This is a genomic window from Niallia sp. FSL M8-0099, from assembly GCF_038006945.1.
GTDB classification, from domain to species: Bacteria; Bacillota; Bacilli; order Bacillales; family Cytobacillaceae; genus Niallia; species Niallia circulans.
In genome coordinates this window covers 974,772-991,530 of the sequence record NZ_JBBOWF010000002.1, presented here as the reverse complement: position 1 = coordinate 991,530, position 16,759 = coordinate 974,772, and the positions used below count along the sequence as shown (strand labels likewise).

18 protein-coding genes are annotated in these 16,759 nt (G+C 36.8%); 17 read left to right on the top strand and 1 reads right to left on the bottom strand.

Going from position 1 to position 16,759, the window contains the following annotated elements; all coding sequences use genetic code 11:
• Positions 1–46: 46 nt before the first annotated feature.
• The 16 genes from NSQ92_RS19475 (at position 47) to NSQ92_RS19400 (ending at position 14,381) form a co-directional block, all read left to right on the top strand.
• Positions 47–283 carry a ferredoxin gene (locus tag NSQ92_RS19475; RefSeq protein ID WP_047942012.1) on the top strand — a complete coding sequence of 79 codons (237 nt, stop codon included), beginning with the start codon at positions 47–49 and terminating at the stop codon, positions 281–283.
• A gap of 217 nt (positions 284–500) precedes the next feature.
• Complete coding sequence (locus tag NSQ92_RS19470) at positions 501–1,388, top strand: hypothetical protein (RefSeq protein ID WP_172885252.1); 888 nt, start codon at positions 501–503, stop codon at positions 1,386–1,388.
• Positions 1,389–1,549: 161 nt separating this feature from the next.
• Entirely contained in the window at positions 1,550–3,670 is a 2,121-nt protein-coding gene (locus NSQ92_RS19465; protein ID WP_328282969.1) for a BglG family transcription antiterminator, read from the top strand.
• A gap of 16 nt (positions 3,671–3,686) precedes the next feature.
• Complete coding sequence (locus NSQ92_RS19460) at positions 3,687–4,127, top strand: PTS sugar transporter subunit IIA (RefSeq protein ID WP_341153106.1); 441 nt, start codon at positions 3,687–3,689, stop codon at positions 4,125–4,127.
• Entirely contained in the window at positions 4,127–4,393 is a 267-nt protein-coding gene (locus tag NSQ92_RS19455; protein ID WP_047942018.1) for a PTS sugar transporter subunit IIB, read from the top strand. The genes NSQ92_RS19460 and NSQ92_RS19455 overlap by 1 nt, the downstream gene beginning before the upstream one ends.
• A 31-nt stretch (positions 4,394–4,424) precedes the next feature.
• Entirely contained in the window at positions 4,425–5,720 is a 1,296-nt protein-coding gene (locus NSQ92_RS19450) for a PTS ascorbate transporter subunit IIC (protein WP_047942022.1), read from the top strand.
• 71 nt (positions 5,721–5,791) lie between these two features.
• Positions 5,792–6,784, top strand: coding sequence for a phosphotriesterase family protein (locus NSQ92_RS19445; protein ID WP_047942023.1), 993 nt, complete (start codon positions 5,792–5,794; stop codon positions 6,782–6,784).
• Positions 6,785–6,800: 16 nt separating this feature from the next.
• A complete protein-coding gene (locus NSQ92_RS19440) occupies positions 6,801–7,529 on the top strand; it encodes a creatininase family protein (protein WP_061799329.1) in 729 nt (242 codons plus the stop codon).
• A 1-nt stretch (position 7,530) separates the two neighbouring features.
• Positions 7,531–8,244, top strand: coding sequence for a KDGP aldolase (locus tag NSQ92_RS19435; RefSeq protein ID WP_061799328.1), 714 nt, complete (start codon positions 7,531–7,533; stop codon positions 8,242–8,244).
• A gap of 3 nt (positions 8,245–8,247) precedes the next feature.
• On the top strand, positions 8,248–9,000 hold the full coding sequence (locus tag NSQ92_RS19430) for an SIS domain-containing protein (protein WP_095322476.1): 753 nt from the start codon (positions 8,248–8,250) through the stop codon (positions 8,998–9,000).
• Between the two features lie 582 nt (positions 9,001–9,582).
• Positions 9,583–10,701 (top strand): ROK family transcriptional regulator, encoded by a 1,119-nt coding sequence (locus NSQ92_RS19425; RefSeq protein ID WP_047942029.1) that lies wholly within the window; start codon positions 9,583–9,585, stop codon positions 10,699–10,701.
• 31 nt (positions 10,702–10,732) lie between these two features.
• Positions 10,733–11,146 (top strand): PTS sugar transporter subunit IIA, encoded by a 414-nt coding sequence (locus NSQ92_RS19420; protein ID WP_053215654.1) that lies wholly within the window; start codon positions 10,733–10,735, stop codon positions 11,144–11,146.
• Between the two features lie 2 nt (positions 11,147–11,148).
• A complete protein-coding gene (locus tag NSQ92_RS19415; protein ID WP_047942035.1) occupies positions 11,149–11,628 on the top strand; it encodes a PTS system mannose/fructose/N-acetylgalactosamine-transporter subunit IIB in 480 nt (159 codons plus the stop codon).
• An 83-nt stretch (positions 11,629–11,711) separates the two neighbouring features.
• Positions 11,712–12,500 carry a PTS mannose/fructose/sorbose/N-acetylgalactosamine transporter subunit IIC gene (locus NSQ92_RS19410; RefSeq protein ID WP_047942037.1) on the top strand — a complete coding sequence of 263 codons (789 nt, stop codon included), beginning with the start codon at positions 11,712–11,714 and terminating at the stop codon, positions 12,498–12,500.
• Positions 12,493–13,302, top strand: a complete 810-nt coding sequence (locus NSQ92_RS19405; RefSeq protein WP_047942039.1) for a PTS system mannose/fructose/sorbose family transporter subunit IID — start codon at positions 12,493–12,495, stop codon at positions 13,300–13,302. The genes NSQ92_RS19410 and NSQ92_RS19405 overlap by 8 nt, the downstream gene beginning before the upstream one ends.
• A 14-nt stretch (positions 13,303–13,316) precedes the next feature.
• Entirely contained in the window at positions 13,317–14,381 is a 1,065-nt protein-coding gene (locus tag NSQ92_RS19400; RefSeq protein ID WP_095259230.1) for an SIS domain-containing protein, read from the top strand.
• A gap of 472 nt (positions 14,382–14,853) precedes the next feature.
• Here NSQ92_RS19400 and NSQ92_RS19395 read toward each other — a convergent pair whose 3' ends face one another.
• Positions 14,854–15,822, bottom strand: coding sequence for a helix-turn-helix transcriptional regulator (locus NSQ92_RS19395; protein WP_341153105.1), 969 nt, complete (start codon positions 15,820–15,822; stop codon positions 14,854–14,856).
• Positions 15,823–15,910: 88 nt separating this feature from the next.
• On the opposite strand from NSQ92_RS19395, the gene NSQ92_RS19390 reads away from it, so the two are divergent.
• Positions 15,911–16,441 (top strand): dihydrofolate reductase family protein, encoded by a 531-nt coding sequence (locus tag NSQ92_RS19390; protein ID WP_061799295.1) that lies wholly within the window; start codon positions 15,911–15,913, stop codon positions 16,439–16,441.
• The last annotated feature ends 318 nt before the right edge of the window (positions 16,442–16,759 follow it).

The window sequence follows — 16,759 nt, the reverse complement described above, 5'->3', positions numbered from 1 at the left end:
TTAGGAGAGGAAGCTCGAGCTAGAAATGGAGGGAAGGGGGATAAGAATGGCTAAATATGTAATGGTTGATAAGGATACATGTATTGCGTGCGGAGCATGTGGAGCAGCGGCCCCAGAGATTTTTGATTACGATGAGGAAGGATTATCAGAGGTGATGATAGATCATAATACAGGAACAGTAGCGTTAGCAGATGAATTATATGATGATTTATTCGATGCACTTGATGGGTGTCCGACTGGGTCTATTTTGGTAGAGAATTGTCCGTTTGGTGAGGAGAGTTGAAGTTTGTTAATGTGTTTACAGTTTTTTGGGGAAGAGAAGAGTGAATAGAGTCTATTTTGAGAAAAAGATAAAGGCATCCCCGTCTAAATTAGATGGGGATAAATTTTACTTGTAAAGCAGCTTAATTAGTGAATGTCGTTGTTTTTATTTAATTAATAAGGTATAAATATAGTATCTACATAGAAATTCTATATATTTATAGAAAAGAGATGATACAATGACAAAAACAAAATGGCCCCTGGCTTTACTAGCCGTAATGGATATAGTACTACTCATCATGCACTTTTCAGGCTATTATTTTATCTTCCTGCTGCCAACTGGTTATATCCTTCCGCTTATCCTTAACATTTTGATTTTATCTATTATGGGATTTCGTTCTGCACGCATTCGTTCCTTTTGGGTGATAATTGGTTTAATGCTCAGTATTCCTATTTTGCTTTTACACGCGCTCATGGTTTCCCTTTTGGAAAATAATTATACGACCATTGATTCTCCGGATAACAGGCAGTCGTTAGTGATTGAACATCGGAATTTTACCCTTGGTGAAACCACTTATTATTATGAATTCTACAAAACAAAGTTCGGACTTATCGGCAAGCATCTTGACGGCCAACCCATTAGAGTAATGGTTCGTTCTTCCGATATGGGTGATGGGGGAGATGAAAGTGCCATAGGGTGGGAAAACGCCCAATGGATTACAAAGGATGTGGTTCGTTTTCCAACGCTAGAGGGAGAAAAGGATGTGTATCTAAATCCCACTTCTACTCGTAATAATGCTATCCAAAATAAGAAGGAAGAAAACCAATCCTTTTCGTCAGAAATGACGGAAAGGATTGACATTTTTATGAAAATGGCGGAGAAGAAAGAGGATGGGCAAGCAATAGAGATTAATGGTAATCGCCTAGAGGTTCGTTATGATAAATCAGCGAATGAAAGCTGGATAGAAGTTGAAAACGACAAGGAGTCAGGAACGATTCCAAGACAGCAATGTTCCCGGATAGTGAGGAATGAGGAGAACGGCTATTATATGCTGGAGGAATGTACACATAGATGGGAATATCGGTTGTATCCTTTGGGGAACGGGGAAGAGCGTATATACAGATAATAAAATTTGTTTTCGAATCATGCTGATTAACGAGTACGATTTTGCACAAAAGCTGTTGATTATAATCGGTCTTTCCATATAGACAGATAGGGGGTAGAATCAAGCTAAGCAATTGCCCTTTATCTTTTTGCACATTACTTAAGTGCGAGGAGGAATATGACATGTCATTAGATAAACGCAGTACTGCGATATTAATGCAACTCATCCATGCAGACTCTTATATGTCTGTGGAAGAATTAACAGAGAAATTAAATGTTTCCCGCCGAACCATCTATTATGATATAGAGAAAATCAATGACTGGCTCGATAGCCTTGGAATCGACAAGGTGGAAAAAGTGCGGAGTGCGGGATTTATTCTTCCAGATAAAGTGAAAAAGCTTATTCCAACCAACATACAGAAAGTCCAAGCCTGGCATTATGAATACTCACAAGATGAACGCAAGGCATGGATTGCTATTTATATCTTAATGGGCGGAAAACGATATTTTCTGGAAGACCTAATGGAAAAAACTAGAGTTAGTAGAACGACTACTATTGAAGATATTAAATCTTTAAAAATGGATATTTGCTCTTTTCATCTTCATTTGGATTTTGAACGGAAGCAAGGATACACCATATCAGGGGATGAAACGGAAGTTCGGAGAGCAATTGGGTATTATTTATCGATTGCCATCCCCGTCCAAAATCAGCATTCATTAGTAGCTGCTCTGCAAATTCAACTTAGCGACGCCAAAAACAGTGAGCAACTTTTAGCATTGCTGAAACAAGTTTATCATTTACTGTTCCAAAGCGAAAAAGAATTAAATATTAAGTTTACCGATAATATGCTTTACAGCTTAAGTTTGCGATTTATGCTATTTAGCATGAGAATAACGCAAGCAAATTATATAAAAATGGATGTAGTGGAAAAGGAAGTATTACGGAACACGAAAGCATTTTTGGTTGCAAAACAAATTTGCAGGGAACTCGAACGTATATTTCAAACAACCTTTCCTGAAGATGAACAGATTTATTTAACTACTTACTTATTAGGGGCACGTGTTAATTACTCGGAAGAAGATTTAAATGACAATATCCTTTCAGAAGAGTTAATGAAGATTGCCAAAATAATGACGAATCAATTTCAAATCCTTGCTTGTACCTTATTTGATGATCAGGAAACCCTGGTGAAAAATCTCGTTCTCCATTTAAAACCTGCTTTTTATCGGGTCAAATATGGACTTGATGTCGAAAAAAATATTGTTGACGCTGTTAAATCCCAATTTGAAGAGGTATACTTCCTCACGCAGAAGGTGATTGAGCCCTTCGAAAAGCTGATTGGGAAGCAGCTGCCAGAAAATGAAATCGCTTATATTTCTTTTCACTTTGGAGGGTGCTTAAGGAGAGCTGGGACAACACTAATTACTAGGAAAAAAGCATTAGTCGTGTGTGCAAATGGGATTGGCACCTCTCAAATATTAAAACAGCAATTAGAAGGGTTATTCTCAACAATTGATATTACTGATTCTATTTCCGTTAGAGATTATGAGAAGAAGAACTATCATGTTGATCTTGTCTTTTCCACAACAGCGATTCAGAAAAAGGATACACCAGTTTTTATCGTTAGTCCTATTCTATCGGATGCTGAAAAGGAAAGTTTATTAAAAAAGGTAAACGCTATCTTTAATAGCACGCAAAAGCAGCATCTTGCCACAAATCGAATTATCGATGTGGTGGAACGATATGCAACGATACATCAAAAAGACGAGTTGATGAAGGAATTAAGACAATATTTAAATAGTCCAGAAATGACAATAACCGAAGCCTATAAACCAAACTTACTTGATATTTTAAAAGAAGAACATATCCAGACAACTTTAAATGTTCCAAATTGGAAATCAGCTATTAAATTAGCGGCTCGCTCCCTGATAGAAGGTGAATATATTACGGAAGCATACCGAGATGCGATGATTTCAAAAATTGAAAAGTATGGACCTTATATTGTTATTTCACCGAAGGTAGCGATTCCTCATGCTAAACCAGAAGATGGCGTCAAGAAACTAGGCATCAGTCTATTGAAACTTGAAGAAGCCGTTTCATTTTCAAATGATGAAAAGCATGATGTTTCCTTAATCATTACATTAGCTCCTTTGGATCAAGAATCACATCTCAGGGCTTTATCCCAATTAACAGGATTATTTTCCAAAAAAGACACAGTGAACAGATTAATCAAACTTCAAACAGCACAGGATATCTATCAATATATGAAACAATCCTTAATTGATCAGCAATTGGTTAACTAACATGGAGGTGTGATACATGAAATTTTTGGAGGAATCTCTAATTGCTTTAGATGTAGAAGCTGCATCACCGGAAGAGGCTATTATTAGCACGGGGAAGCTTCTAATGAATAGTAAACTTGTTGAAGAAACTTATGTACATGCTATGGTGCGTTCTTTTCAAACAAATGGTCCTTATTTTGTCCTTGCGCCAAATATAGCGCTCCCTCATGCAAGACCAGAAGACGGCGTGAAAGAGGCATGTGTATCATTTGTCAGACTAAAGACACCAGTTAAATTTGGTCATTCTTCTAATGACCCAGTGAGGTTAGTATTCGCTTTAGGCGCTTCCTCTAGTACAGAGCATGTTACCGTGCTGCAAAAATTAACGGCACTGCTATCAAATCAAGAAAATGTAGAAAAACTACTGAATGCACAAAGCTATGAAGAGATTAAACCATTAATAGGAGGACGAATCTAATGAAAATTTTATGCGTATGTGGATTAGGACAAGGAACAAGCTTGATTTTACGAATTAATGTAGAAAATGTACTGCGCCAAATGGGGATAGACGCAGATGTAGAAAACACAGACGTTTCCAGTGCTTCTGCCGAACGTCCTGACTTTATCATTACAAGTAATGAATTATCCCAGTCATTAGCAGGACATTCCTCCAAAATCATTATCGTTAATAATTACTTTGATACAAATGAAATTAAAACAGCTCTTGAAGCAAATATCGTTTAATAAATCCTAAATAATAGAGGAGGAACAAACAATGGAGGTCATTCAATGGCTAGCATCTAACTTCTTCGGAATACCGGCAATTTTATTAGGCTTTATTGTGTTGCTTGGTTTGATCTTACAGAAAAAGAATACAAGCCAAATCATCAGCGGCACATTTAAAGCAATGATTGGTTTCTTAATCATTAATGCTGGTGCAGGAGTTATTACTGGTTCCCTTGGAGTATTTGAACCGATGTGGAGCGAAGTATTTGGGATTGAAGGAGCAGAATTTAGTGCTTTTATGGGACAAGAAGCCTTCAATGCGAAATATGGCTCAGCAGTTACATTAGCGATGTTTATCGGGTTTATCATTAACGTGTTATTAGCAAGATTCACTCGCTTTAAATATATCTACTTAACAGGGCATATGATGTTCTGGACAACCATGATATTTGCAGGTGTCCTTATCGATACAACAACAAATATCCCATTCGCAGCTTTAGTTCTTATATTATCCGTATTTATGGGGATTTATTGGACCTTCCAACCAGCTATCGTCCAGCCGTATATGCGGAAAATTACTGGCCATGACCAAATAGCGCTAGGACACACTTCTGCGCTCGTTGCATTACTTGCATCTTGGTTTGGAAAATGGTTTGGGAATAAAGAGAATGATGCGGAAAAAATCAAATTGCCGAAAGGTCTTGAATTTCTTAGAGACTCCAATGTTATTACTGCCCTGACAATGAGTATTCTCTTCGTAATAGGTGCTGTTATTCTTTCCTTAAAAGATACACCTGCTGCAGATGCCTTAGTTGCTCAAGCTGGCGATCAGAATTTTATCATGTATGCCATTATTCAATCCTTTACCTTTGCAGCTGGTATTGCTGTTGTCCTTTTCGGGGTGAAAATGTTTATTGGTGAGATTGTTCCTGCCTTCAACGGAATCGCTACGAAACTAGTTCCTGGTGCAAGACCTGCATTAGATGCACCTATCGTATTCACTTATGCTCCAAATGCCGTTATTCTTGGATTCCTTGGCGCATTTGCTGGCGGTATCATCTGGCTAATTATTTTAGGGCAAACAGTAGGGTATGTGTTTGTGCCAACAATGATTGTACTATTCTTTCATGGAGCAACTGCTGGTGTTTTTGGGAATGCAACTGGCGGCGTCCGCGGCGCTCTAATGGGTGGCTTCATAACAGCAACCGTTGTCGCATGGGGACAATATCTAATGGTTAAAACGCTGATTGCTTCGACGATTCCAGACACCGCCATGTGGGCTGCGGATTCTGATATGTTCATCTTAGGACCATTATTCAGATTGATCGGAATGCTCTTTAATTAAATAACAATTATATAATCCGACATTGATTCATATGTCGGTTTTTCACTTAATCGATCAGGAGGTAAATGAAAATGAGCTTTATTCGGACATTAAGAGGAGATATTCAACCTAAAGAGTTAGGTTTTACTTATTCACATGAACATATTGTTTGCCGTCCAGCCTATTGGGCTGAAAGAGATGCGGATGATTTACTATTAGATGATAAGGAAAAGTCTAAAAAGGATGTGGCTGATTTCAAACGCCATGGAGGCCAAGCGATTGTTGATGCTACAGCCGTTGATTATGGCCGCGATGTGCAAGCGGTAAAGGAAATATCGGATGAGCTGGATCTCCACATTATCGGTACAGCTGGTTTTAACAAGAGCTTTCTTTGGGATGGAAAGATTAAAGACGAGCTTAAACCGCTTATTGGAAATTACGATACTTATGCGGAATGGATTGATCAAACAAGTATTAATAAACTAACGGAGTTTGTCATTAGAGAAGTGGAAGAAGGACTGGAAGGCACGCCGTTTAAAGCAGGACAAGTGAAATTCGGAACAGGCTATAACCGAATTACGCCCTTAGAAGAGAAGACTTTACGTGCAGTAGCAAGAGCACATCATGAAACAAAAGCTCCAATCCATTCCCATACTGAAGTTGGCACGATGGCATTAGAGCAAATCGAACTATTAAAATCAGAAAATGTGAATCTTGAATTCTTAAGTCTAGGACATATGGATCGTAATCCAGATCCATCTTATCATGAAAAAATAGCGAAAACAGGGGCACTCTTAAGTTTTGACGGCATAGCGAAAATCAAATACGCACCAGAGTCGCTAAGAATTGAATGCATTCTACATTTAGTAGAAAAGGGCTATGAAAATCAAATCCTTATTTCGGGTGATACAGCTCGTAAAAGCTATTATAAACATTATGATTACGGCTTAGGTCTCGAATACATTATTGCCAAGTGGGTTCCTAGATTCATTGAGGAAGCAAATCAAAAAGGCTTTAATGGGGAGCAGCTGGTTCATAAATTCTTTGTAGAAAACCCAGCAAGATGCTTTACATTTAAAAAATAATGAGCGAGGTGTAAGCATGCAATTCCAATACGAAAACTCCTTTGAGGTGAAAGGAAAAATAATCGATAAAAAGGTCGCAATCTTACCAATCGGAGCTGTAGAGGCTCACGGCCCGCATTTACCATTAGGGACAGATAATCTTTTAGCGGAACGGTTAAGTGCAAAGCTCGCCGAACAAGTTAATGGATTTGTTTTACCGACGTTACCTTATGGACAGGTTTGGAGTTTAAAGAACTTCCCTGGCAGCATCAATGTATCGAATGAATCGTTAATTAGTATGTTATTCGATATCGGAGAAAGTTTATACCGTCAGGGCTTCCAAATTTTCGCCATGGTTAATGGACATCTAGGAAATGCTTTTGCCATGAAAGAAGCAGCACGAAAGCTTTATGAAATATACCCAGAGTTAATCGTACTCTACCTATTTTATCCTGGTACAAGCAAAGTTATTGCTGAAGTTAGAGAAACGCCAGCAAGCCATGGCACATACTTTCACGCAGATGAAATAGAAACATCCTACATGTTATATCTAGCTCCAGAGTTTGTTGCGATGGAGAAAGCATTAAATGATATGCCAACCATTCCAATGATTGCCGATGTGACACCAACACCTTGGGAAGAATTCACCGAAACAGCCATTTTAAGTGATGCAACATTAGCCCGTCCAGATAAAGGGGAAAAAATAATCAAAGTTGCTCTTCAAAACATGGTACAAATTATTGAAAAAATGAAAGAGGGCCGCTAACATGTTAAAAGAAAAGCTTTTTGATTTTGTGTTATTCAATTTTCTAGCAAAGGATAAAGAAAATGTCCAGGATATCATGGAAGCTGGAAAAGGCTTTGTTGTTCCAGGAATCGTGGCGTCCGATTTTTCCAACAAGCAAGAAGGGGCTAGTAAGGTTAAAGAATTGAAGGAAGTAGTTGATATCGTCTCTATCGGTCTTGGCGGTGGCGGAGATCCTGTGTATGCAAAACGAGTTCTCGACATAGCCGCTATTTCTAATCCAGGACATATTAATCAGCCATTTGAAAGTGCCATCTATGCAAAAGGATTTCTAGAAGGAAAAGGAGCATCTCCTCAGCTTGTTAATGCATTGGTAAAACCAAGTGGAACCGTTGGAACTGTGAAATTAGCTTCAGGTATGGAAGTAAAAGTAGAGGAATTCGTAGAAATTGCGCTCGTATTAGGAGTGGAGTCCATTAAATTTATGCCTCTATCCGGCGAAGTTCATTTAGAGGAGCTTGTCTATTTAACAAAAGTTGCTGCACAAAAAGGAATTCGTGGTATTGAACCTGCAGGTGGTATAAGTGCGTTCAATATAAAGACAATCATTGATGCAGTAAAGAAAATAGAAATAGAATTTTTTATGCCGCATATATTTGGTTCCACAATTGACCAAGCAACAGGGAAAACCATTCCGACGGAAGTTGCACAAATATTAAATAAACTGGGGGCTTAACTTATGCTAACGAACTATTTTGAAAAAGTAAGCAATCTACTGCAGCTCGTTTTAGAAAAGGAAAAAGCGCAATTGCAATTGGCTGCGGAGAAAGTCGCAGACAGCATTGAAAATGATGGTATTATTCAATTGTTTGGATGTGGCCACTCGCATATCTTAACAGAAGAGGTTTTTTACCGCGCTGGTGGATTGGTACCCCTAAAACCAATCTTATTCGAACCGCTAATGCTTCACGAAGGGGCAATGCATTCTTCCCAGCTGGAGCGCAAAAATGATTATGCACAAAACTTTATAGAGGAATATGAGATTAAGCCAAATGATATCGTTTTTGTGTTATCCACATCTGGGCGAAATCCTGTCCCTGTAGATGTAGCGCAATATGCGAAAGAAAAAGGCGCTTTTGTCATTGGGATAACTTCATTAGAATATTCCCAAAGCCAGCCTTCACGTCATAAAAGCGGCAGCCATCTTTTTAATTCAGTCGATTTAGTGATAAATAATCATTCTGCTAAAGGAGATGCAATCTTAAGCTACGATAAGGTGAAGGTACCATTTGCCCCGACTTCTACTGTTATTGGTGCGACTATTCTTAATAGTATCTTCGCAGAGGCAATTAAAATCATGGCAGATCATGATTTTGAACCACCAGTTTTCTTAAGTGGAAATATAGAAGGATCTGACGACCATAATGAAGCATTAGTAAAAAAATATGAAAAAAGAATCCCGTTACTAACTTTAAATATGAAAGAGGAGTAAGTAACGAGGCAGCTAATCATTGGCATGAAAAAAGAATTTTTAACTTTATAAGAAAGTCTCTTTTATTAACTTTTAACAGGGCTTCTCTCTACTGTATGAGAGAGCCCTATTTTAGTATAAACAAAGATAATTCAGTAAAGGAATCTTCAAAATAAATTTTCTTCCCCCATTTGGCTGATATGCTCCCCGTTTTGGCTGATATATCCCTACTTTGGCTGATATGCTCTTCGTTTTGGCTGATATATCCCTACTTTGGCTGATATGCTCCCCGTTTTGGCTGATATACCCTTTACTTTGGCTGATATGCTCTTCGTTTTGGCTGATATATCCCTTACATTGGCTGATATCCTCCTCGTTTTAGCTGATATATCCCTTAAGTTCCCTGATATCTTCCCCCGCAATTAAAAAATACTAATAAAATCGTAGAATGATCAGAATTTTTTTAAAAAAATATTGAAATGTCAGAAAACTCATGCGATAATACAAATAATTAGTCCAGTAACAAAACTAATTAAAGTGAATAAGAAATAATAGAAATTTTAAAGGATTTACAAACTAGTATTGGAGATAGGATAAAGCATTATGAAAAACAAAGTTGCAGCACATCATGACTTGATAAAAAAAATTAATCGGTCATTGATATTGGAAGAAATTAAAACAGAAAAGTTAATTAGCAGAGCTCAAATTGCGAAGAAATTATCACTAAGTAAGTCAACGGTTTCATCTATTGTGGAAGAATTGTTAGAAAAAAAGTTAGTAATTGAGATGGGAGAACAAAGTCCAGTAAAAGGTGGTGGGAGACCTGCATTAATGTTAGGATACAACACGGATTCAGCCTATGGGATTGGGTTAGACATTGATAGAGTAAGAATTTTAATCATTATTACCAATTTAGTTGGAAAGATAATCTTTAAAAAAAAGGTGAAGCTAACGAATCAAGTAGAAGAAATTATCAGTATTGTCAAACAGAGCATAAAAGAATCTGCTATACCAGAGGAAAAAATTCTAGGGATGGGCATAGGGGTGCCTGGTAGAGCTAATTCAGAAATAGTATTTCGGGCAAAAGCTTTAAATTGGACTAATCTTAACCTTCATGAAATTTTCAAACCGCATTTTCCTTTTCCCACTTTCATAAACAATGATGTCAATTGTGCAGGTCTAGGCGAAATGTGGCTGGATCCTTCAGGGATTAAAAATCTCTTATTCATTGAAATAGGGCAGAGTGTTGGAAGCGCAGTTATTAACGAAGGGAATCTAGTTTATGGTCATGATTACCAAGCAGGTGAGATTGCCTATCAAATAAGCCGGAGTGATTTTGAAAATGGCAAGTTTAACCTGATGGGAAAACCAGGTGTATTCGAATCAAAAGTATCTGGAGTTGCATTGGCAGAGTCAGGTTATTCCCCTGAAGTTTTGTTTCAAAAGTATTCCCATGGAGAGGAACAAGTGATTTCTATCGTAGATAGTTTTGTTATTGAACTATCTGTTTTTATCGCTAATGCAACAAATCTAATAAATCCTGAAAGAGTTATTATTGGTGGAGATGTTTCCGAATCGATGGATATCGTAATCAATCAAATAAGTGAATTAGTTACAAACCTTACTCCAATAAAAACAGAAATAAGTCTGGCTAGGCTTGGAGGGGATGCTGGAGCACTTGGTGCGATAGCGTTTATGTTTAAACAGATAGAAAATCAGTAACACAAAAAGCCATCTTATGGAGGGATGAATAGTGAGAATCATTATTGCAACACATGGTGAGTTAGCCAAGTCATTAATCGAGACTGCTGAATTAATTATAGGTACAAACCACCAAATGAGTTATTTTTGTATGACAAAATCAAAATCAGGAGAAGTAGGAAAGAAGGAATTAACAGAGTTAATTTATAGCGATACTTTAACAGATCTTGTTATTTTCACAGATGTGTATGGGGGAAGTGTCAATAATATTTGTTCTGAAATATTATTGAGTTTACCAGAAAATGAAACATTTCATTTAGTTTCGGGTGTGAATCTTCCTATGATTTTGACTACCATTATGACTTCATATAACGAAGATTCATTGGAAGCGATATTAACTGAATCTATTAAAGAAGGAAGAAATGGGATTAAATACATCAATGAATTAGTAAAAGGAGTGGTGTGAAAATGATTTCTTTATTCAGGATTGATGATCGTCTTCTCCATGGGCAAGTTGCTTTTGGATGGTCACCTTCTGTCGGTGCAAATGTTATTCTTGTGGTAAATGACGAAGCGAAAAATGACAAAGTAAAAGCAATGGCTCTCGATTTGGCTAAACCTAATAATGTGAAATTATATATTAGAGGAGTTGCAGAATCTGGAGAAATAATTAGTAAATTTGCTGAAGCGAAAAAAAGTAATGTATTAGTTCTGGTAAGAAATACAGATGATGCTCTAGAAGTTGCTAAGAACTCCCAAGGTGCTATAAGTGAGATAAATATTGGGGGGCTAAGATACGAAGAAGGGAAGAAAAAATTGACTGATTTAGTTGCAGTCAGCGAAAAAGATATCAATAACCTGAAACAAATAGAGCAGCTAGGTATAAATTTAGATTTCAGAATATTGCCAAGAGATAAAAAACAATCATTCAGTGATTTACTAAAATGAAAAAATATTTCATCAAGATCTACGAACAATGGTCGTCATCATATCTAAGAAAATGGTAGTAAGAATAAGGGGAGGCGAGATTTTTGTTATATGAGGCAATATTATTGGGGTTAATAGCCGGTATAGGAATATTGGATAGCAGATTATTCGGAGTCTTGATGTTAGAACGCCCTTTGGTATTAGGTGCATTGGTTGGATTAGTTCTTGGTGATTTTAAGACGGGGATTATTATTGGTGCGCAACTAGAATTAATCTGGATGGGGATTGCTGGCATCGGTTCATCTACACCACCCGATGTTGTGACAGGAGGAGTCTTGGGTACTGCTTTTGCGATAATTTCTGGAAAGGGTCCGGAAGTTGCCTTGGCACTTGCAGTTCCTATTGCAGTTTTAGCTCAATCACTAGGTGTACTTGTAAGGGTAATTAATACTTATTTTGTACATAAAGCTGATCATTACGCGCAAAAAGCTGATTTTAAAAAAGTTACCCTCATGATGTGGATACCTATCTCTTTATTTTTCCTAAGTGTGTTTGTTCCAACCTTTTTAGCAATTTTATTTGGGGCAGATAAAGTTACGTATCTAATTAATTCAGTTCCAAAAGTGATTTTAGAGGGAATGACTATTGCCGGAAACCTGTTGCCAGCCATTGGATTTGCTCTCTTGATGGATATGCTGTTTTCTAAAAAAATGGCCGTATTTTTCTTTATTGGTTTCTTAGCGGCATCCTATCTAGAACTTGATGTTATGGCAATAGCGTTAATGGGGGTATGTTTAGCAATTCTATTAAACTTTTTCATTGATAATAACGATGCTGGAAAGAAGAAGGACGAAAGTAATAATTTAACGGAGGGAGAGATTAACTTTGAGTGAGGGGAAGAAGCTTAGTAAAAAGGACTTGCAAAGCGTTTTTTGGCGGTCATTTGCTCTGCAGGGTGCCTTTAACTATGAGAGAATGCAGAATCTCGGCTTTTGTTATACGATGATCCCGGTAATCAAGAGATTATATGAAAAGGAAGAAGAACAGGCACAGGCTTTAAAAAGACATTTGGAAATTTTTAATACAACACCAGTTGTTTCTCCTACTATTGCCGGAATTAGTGCAGCGATGGAGGAACAAAATGCAAATAATAAAGATTTTGACACTGGTTCGATTAATGCGGTAAAAACAGCGCTTATGGGACCGTTAGCTGGTATTGGAGATTCATTATTTTGGGGAACATTGAGGATAATTGCCGCGGGTATTGGTATATCCTTTGCAGAGCATGGCAATCTGATTGGTCCAATCCTGTTTTTGCTGCTTTATAATGTTCCCAATTTATTAGTAAGAATTTTTGGATTAAAGTTTGGTTATTCTGTTGGTGTGAATTCATTGGAAAGAATACAAAAAGAAGGCCTGATGGACAAAATTATGGCAATGGCTACTACAGTTGGTTTACTTGTAGTGGGAGCAATGGTAGCAACTATGTTAAATATCACCACACCATTGAAATTTAGCGTAAATGGAGCAGAAGTAGTAATTCAAGACATATTGAATCAAATTTTGCCTAATCTTTTGCCAATATTAGTAACATTTGTTGTCTTTTGGATGATTAGAAAAAAAGTAAGCATATCTAAGATGACAATTGCGACTATTTTTATTGGAATAATTATACATTGGATTGGAATATTATAAAGGAGAGATTATTAATGAATATTACAGATTATTTAAAAGAAACCCCAGCAAAAATGAAGGAAATAATTGCACTATCAAGTGAGCTGTTTTCTACTGTTAAAAAAGAGGAGATTAATAGAATTATTATTACAGGATCTGGAACTAGTTATCATTCAGGGGCGCAAGTTCAACAAAAAATGCGTGAGTTAACTGGATTATCTGTAGAAGCTTATTATCCTTTTCAAATTACAAAGGAATTATTAACAAAGGACACAAAAAATACACTCTTTATTGGAATCTCGCAAGGGGGAAGTAGTTATTCTACCTACAATTCTATGAAATTAGCCAAAGAGTCAGGATGTATCATAGCATCCATGGCGGGAACAGATAATGCACTAATTGATGAAATTGCCGATTATGTACTGACTGTTCAATGTGGGGAAGAGAAGGCAGGTGCAAAAACAAAAGGATTTTATTGCACAAAATTAAATTTGCTTCTTTTAGCTCTTTATATTGGTGAAGAAAATGGGAAATTGAGTAGTGAGGAAACGAAGCAAGTGATAGAAATATTAAATAAAACAAGCGATGCCTTTCTAGATATTTACTATTCTGCGGAAGAATGGGTGCAAAAGAATAGTGAAAAACTAAAAAATGCAAAAGAAATAAGAATTGTCGGCACCAATGAATTATATGGGGATACTTTAGAAGGTGCTTTGAAATTATTAGAGACGATGCGTATTCCTGTAACTGGTTATGAATTTGAAGAATTTATTCATGGAATCTATAACGCAATTAATGAAGATTCTACGATTATATTCTTGCATACAGGAGAAGAGCCGAGAGTAAATAAATTAATTAGCGTCCTATCAGACTGGACAGATAATATCTATATCATTGGCAGTAAGGTAGATGGTTTTGAGGATAAGAATTTGGTGATAGAAAATGGAGATAATTATTTGTATCATTCATTTGTGTATCCAATAGCAGTACAGTTAATATGTGCAATAGTCCCTGCTTTAAAAGGAATTAATCCAAGTACACCAAAAGATCCGAAATTCCATATGAAATTAGAAAGCAAAAAATTGAGCGGGAAAATATAAAGATTAGCAATAGCTGATCAGTAAGTCTATCTTTCTAACCTAAAGGAAGATAGGCTTTTTTGAATTTAAAGATGTCCTATCTATTTTAAGGAGTGATTCTATAATTTTTAGTTTTCGCTCCTTATTTTTGGATGTAAATAGAGAAAATATGATGGCAGGGAGTGAGAGCCTTGATTCGAGGAATAGAAGAAGAGAGGTTAATAGAGTTAGATTTGTTTATTTTTTTCTCCACATATATTTTCTATAAATGGAATATAAATAGAGATTTAAGTTGAAGGGTTAGTAATACAATGTGTCTCCGTACACCAATCAAAAATGCAAGAGACGGAATTCGTCCTATTTGCGTAAACTCCGTCTTTCTATGTTTGGGAAATTATCATATAAGGTAATCTCTAGATCCTTCTTTATCCTTCTAAATGCTACCTCACTTTGCCTATTCTATCGTTTCTTTCTCAGCGGTAGCAGCGCTCCCTTACATCTTTTGCAGATTATAAAAATCAACTATCTTCTTCGCCATTTGGTAAATTTCCTGTTTCAGCGGGGAAGGGGAGATGACTCTGATTTGATCGCCAAAGCCTAAAATATAGGCAATTGCTTCTTGTTCTGTATCACTGCGCAGGCTTACAGGGAGCCATCCCTCTGCAGTTGGTGTTCCTATTCTTTCGATTTGCACAAAACGTGTGGTGAATTTCATTCTATGAATAATCGATGGCGATGCTTCCACTTCTACCTTATATTCAGGAAGAGAGCTAATAAAAGTTTGTGTGGATTCCAGCCAATATTTCTCTAAATTGAAGTCGATTGGTCTAGTAAAAGCTTCCTCTGTCATCACTAAGGACAGGAGTCTGGATGCTCGATAATTTCGTATCTTTTTGTCTGAGGAGGCAATTAAGTACCAAGTACTGCCTTTAGCTACTAATCCTAAAGGATTGACCATTCGAAAAACTACTTTTCCGTCAGCTCGCTCATATTGAATATGCAGTACTTTTTCTTTCCAAATTGCTTCTTGGATTATTTTAAAGGAAACAAGTTTTTCCGCTGGTTGTTTCCATGCGGTTGTATCTATATGAATTCGGTTCCAGACATCGAGGGAACCTTGTCGAAAAGTATTCGGGAGTGCAGCAACCATTTTCTGGCGGGCATCATGCCATTCTTTTGCTAATCCGAGATCGGACAGCAATTGAACAGAAGGAGAAATAAGCAAAGACAACATTTCATCATACTTTAATCCAGTTAAGTTCGTACGATACTGGTCAAGCAATGTCCATCCGCCCATTTTCCCTCTTTCTGCTACAATGGGTATTCCTGCTGTACTTAAAGCATCCATATCCCGATGGATTGTTCTTTCTGTAACTTCTAATTCCTTCGCTAATTCTTTTGTTGTCATTTTCCCTCTATTTTGTAACAGGAGCAAAATGGATATCAACCGATCAGCCCGCATACAACCACCTCTAAAATTATATATATGACAAAAGGTGTCATTATTAAACATTATACTATAACCATCGAACGTTTTAGGAGGAATGTATATGAAAAAACAGCGGAATATCGTATTATTTACAGCAACAAGTCTAGATGGTTATATTGCTGGGAAGGATGAATCATTAGAATGGTTATTTAAAGTAGAGGGAGAAGGAGATAATGGGTTTTCTGCATTCTACGAAACGATAGATACTATTCTAATGGGAAGAAAAACATATGATTGGATTATCAATCATACGAACGATTTTTCTTATAAAAATAAGGAATGCTATGTTTTTTCGAGACAGGAAAACAAGGATACAGACGAGGTGACATTTATAAAGGATGATATCATCGAGTTTGCAAATAAATTAAAAAAACAAGAGGGAAAGAATATATGGATGGTTGGCGGGGGAGAACTATTACACTCTTTTCTTAAAGAAAAGTTAATAGATGAGTTCATTCTTACCATCGCCCCTGCGATAATTGGAGAAGGAGTTCCTTTATTTAAAGAAGCTGATTATCAAGTGGACTTGATCTTAAAAGGAACAAAATGTTTCAACCAGTTTGTAGAGGTTCATTATGAAAGAAGAAGGTAAGAGATTGGGCTAAAAAAAGTTGAAATATCTTAAACCCGGTCCCTTTACTGCGCCCCAATTGTTAGATACATCTAACAACGGGAGGCGCAGTTTTTTTATGTCCAAATAGGATAGGAATTTAAGCAAAAGGAATCTTTTCTCACGTGTACTTTTCGTAAACTCCATATAAATGCCATTATTAATTTATACTACTTATAGTAGTATAAAAGGTAAATAAATGTTTTATAGAATAATTAGCTCTTATATGTAGGGAAATAAGAGAGGGGGAGTCTAGGTGCAAAAAACTATTTTACTTGTGGAAGATGATCTTGCGATTAG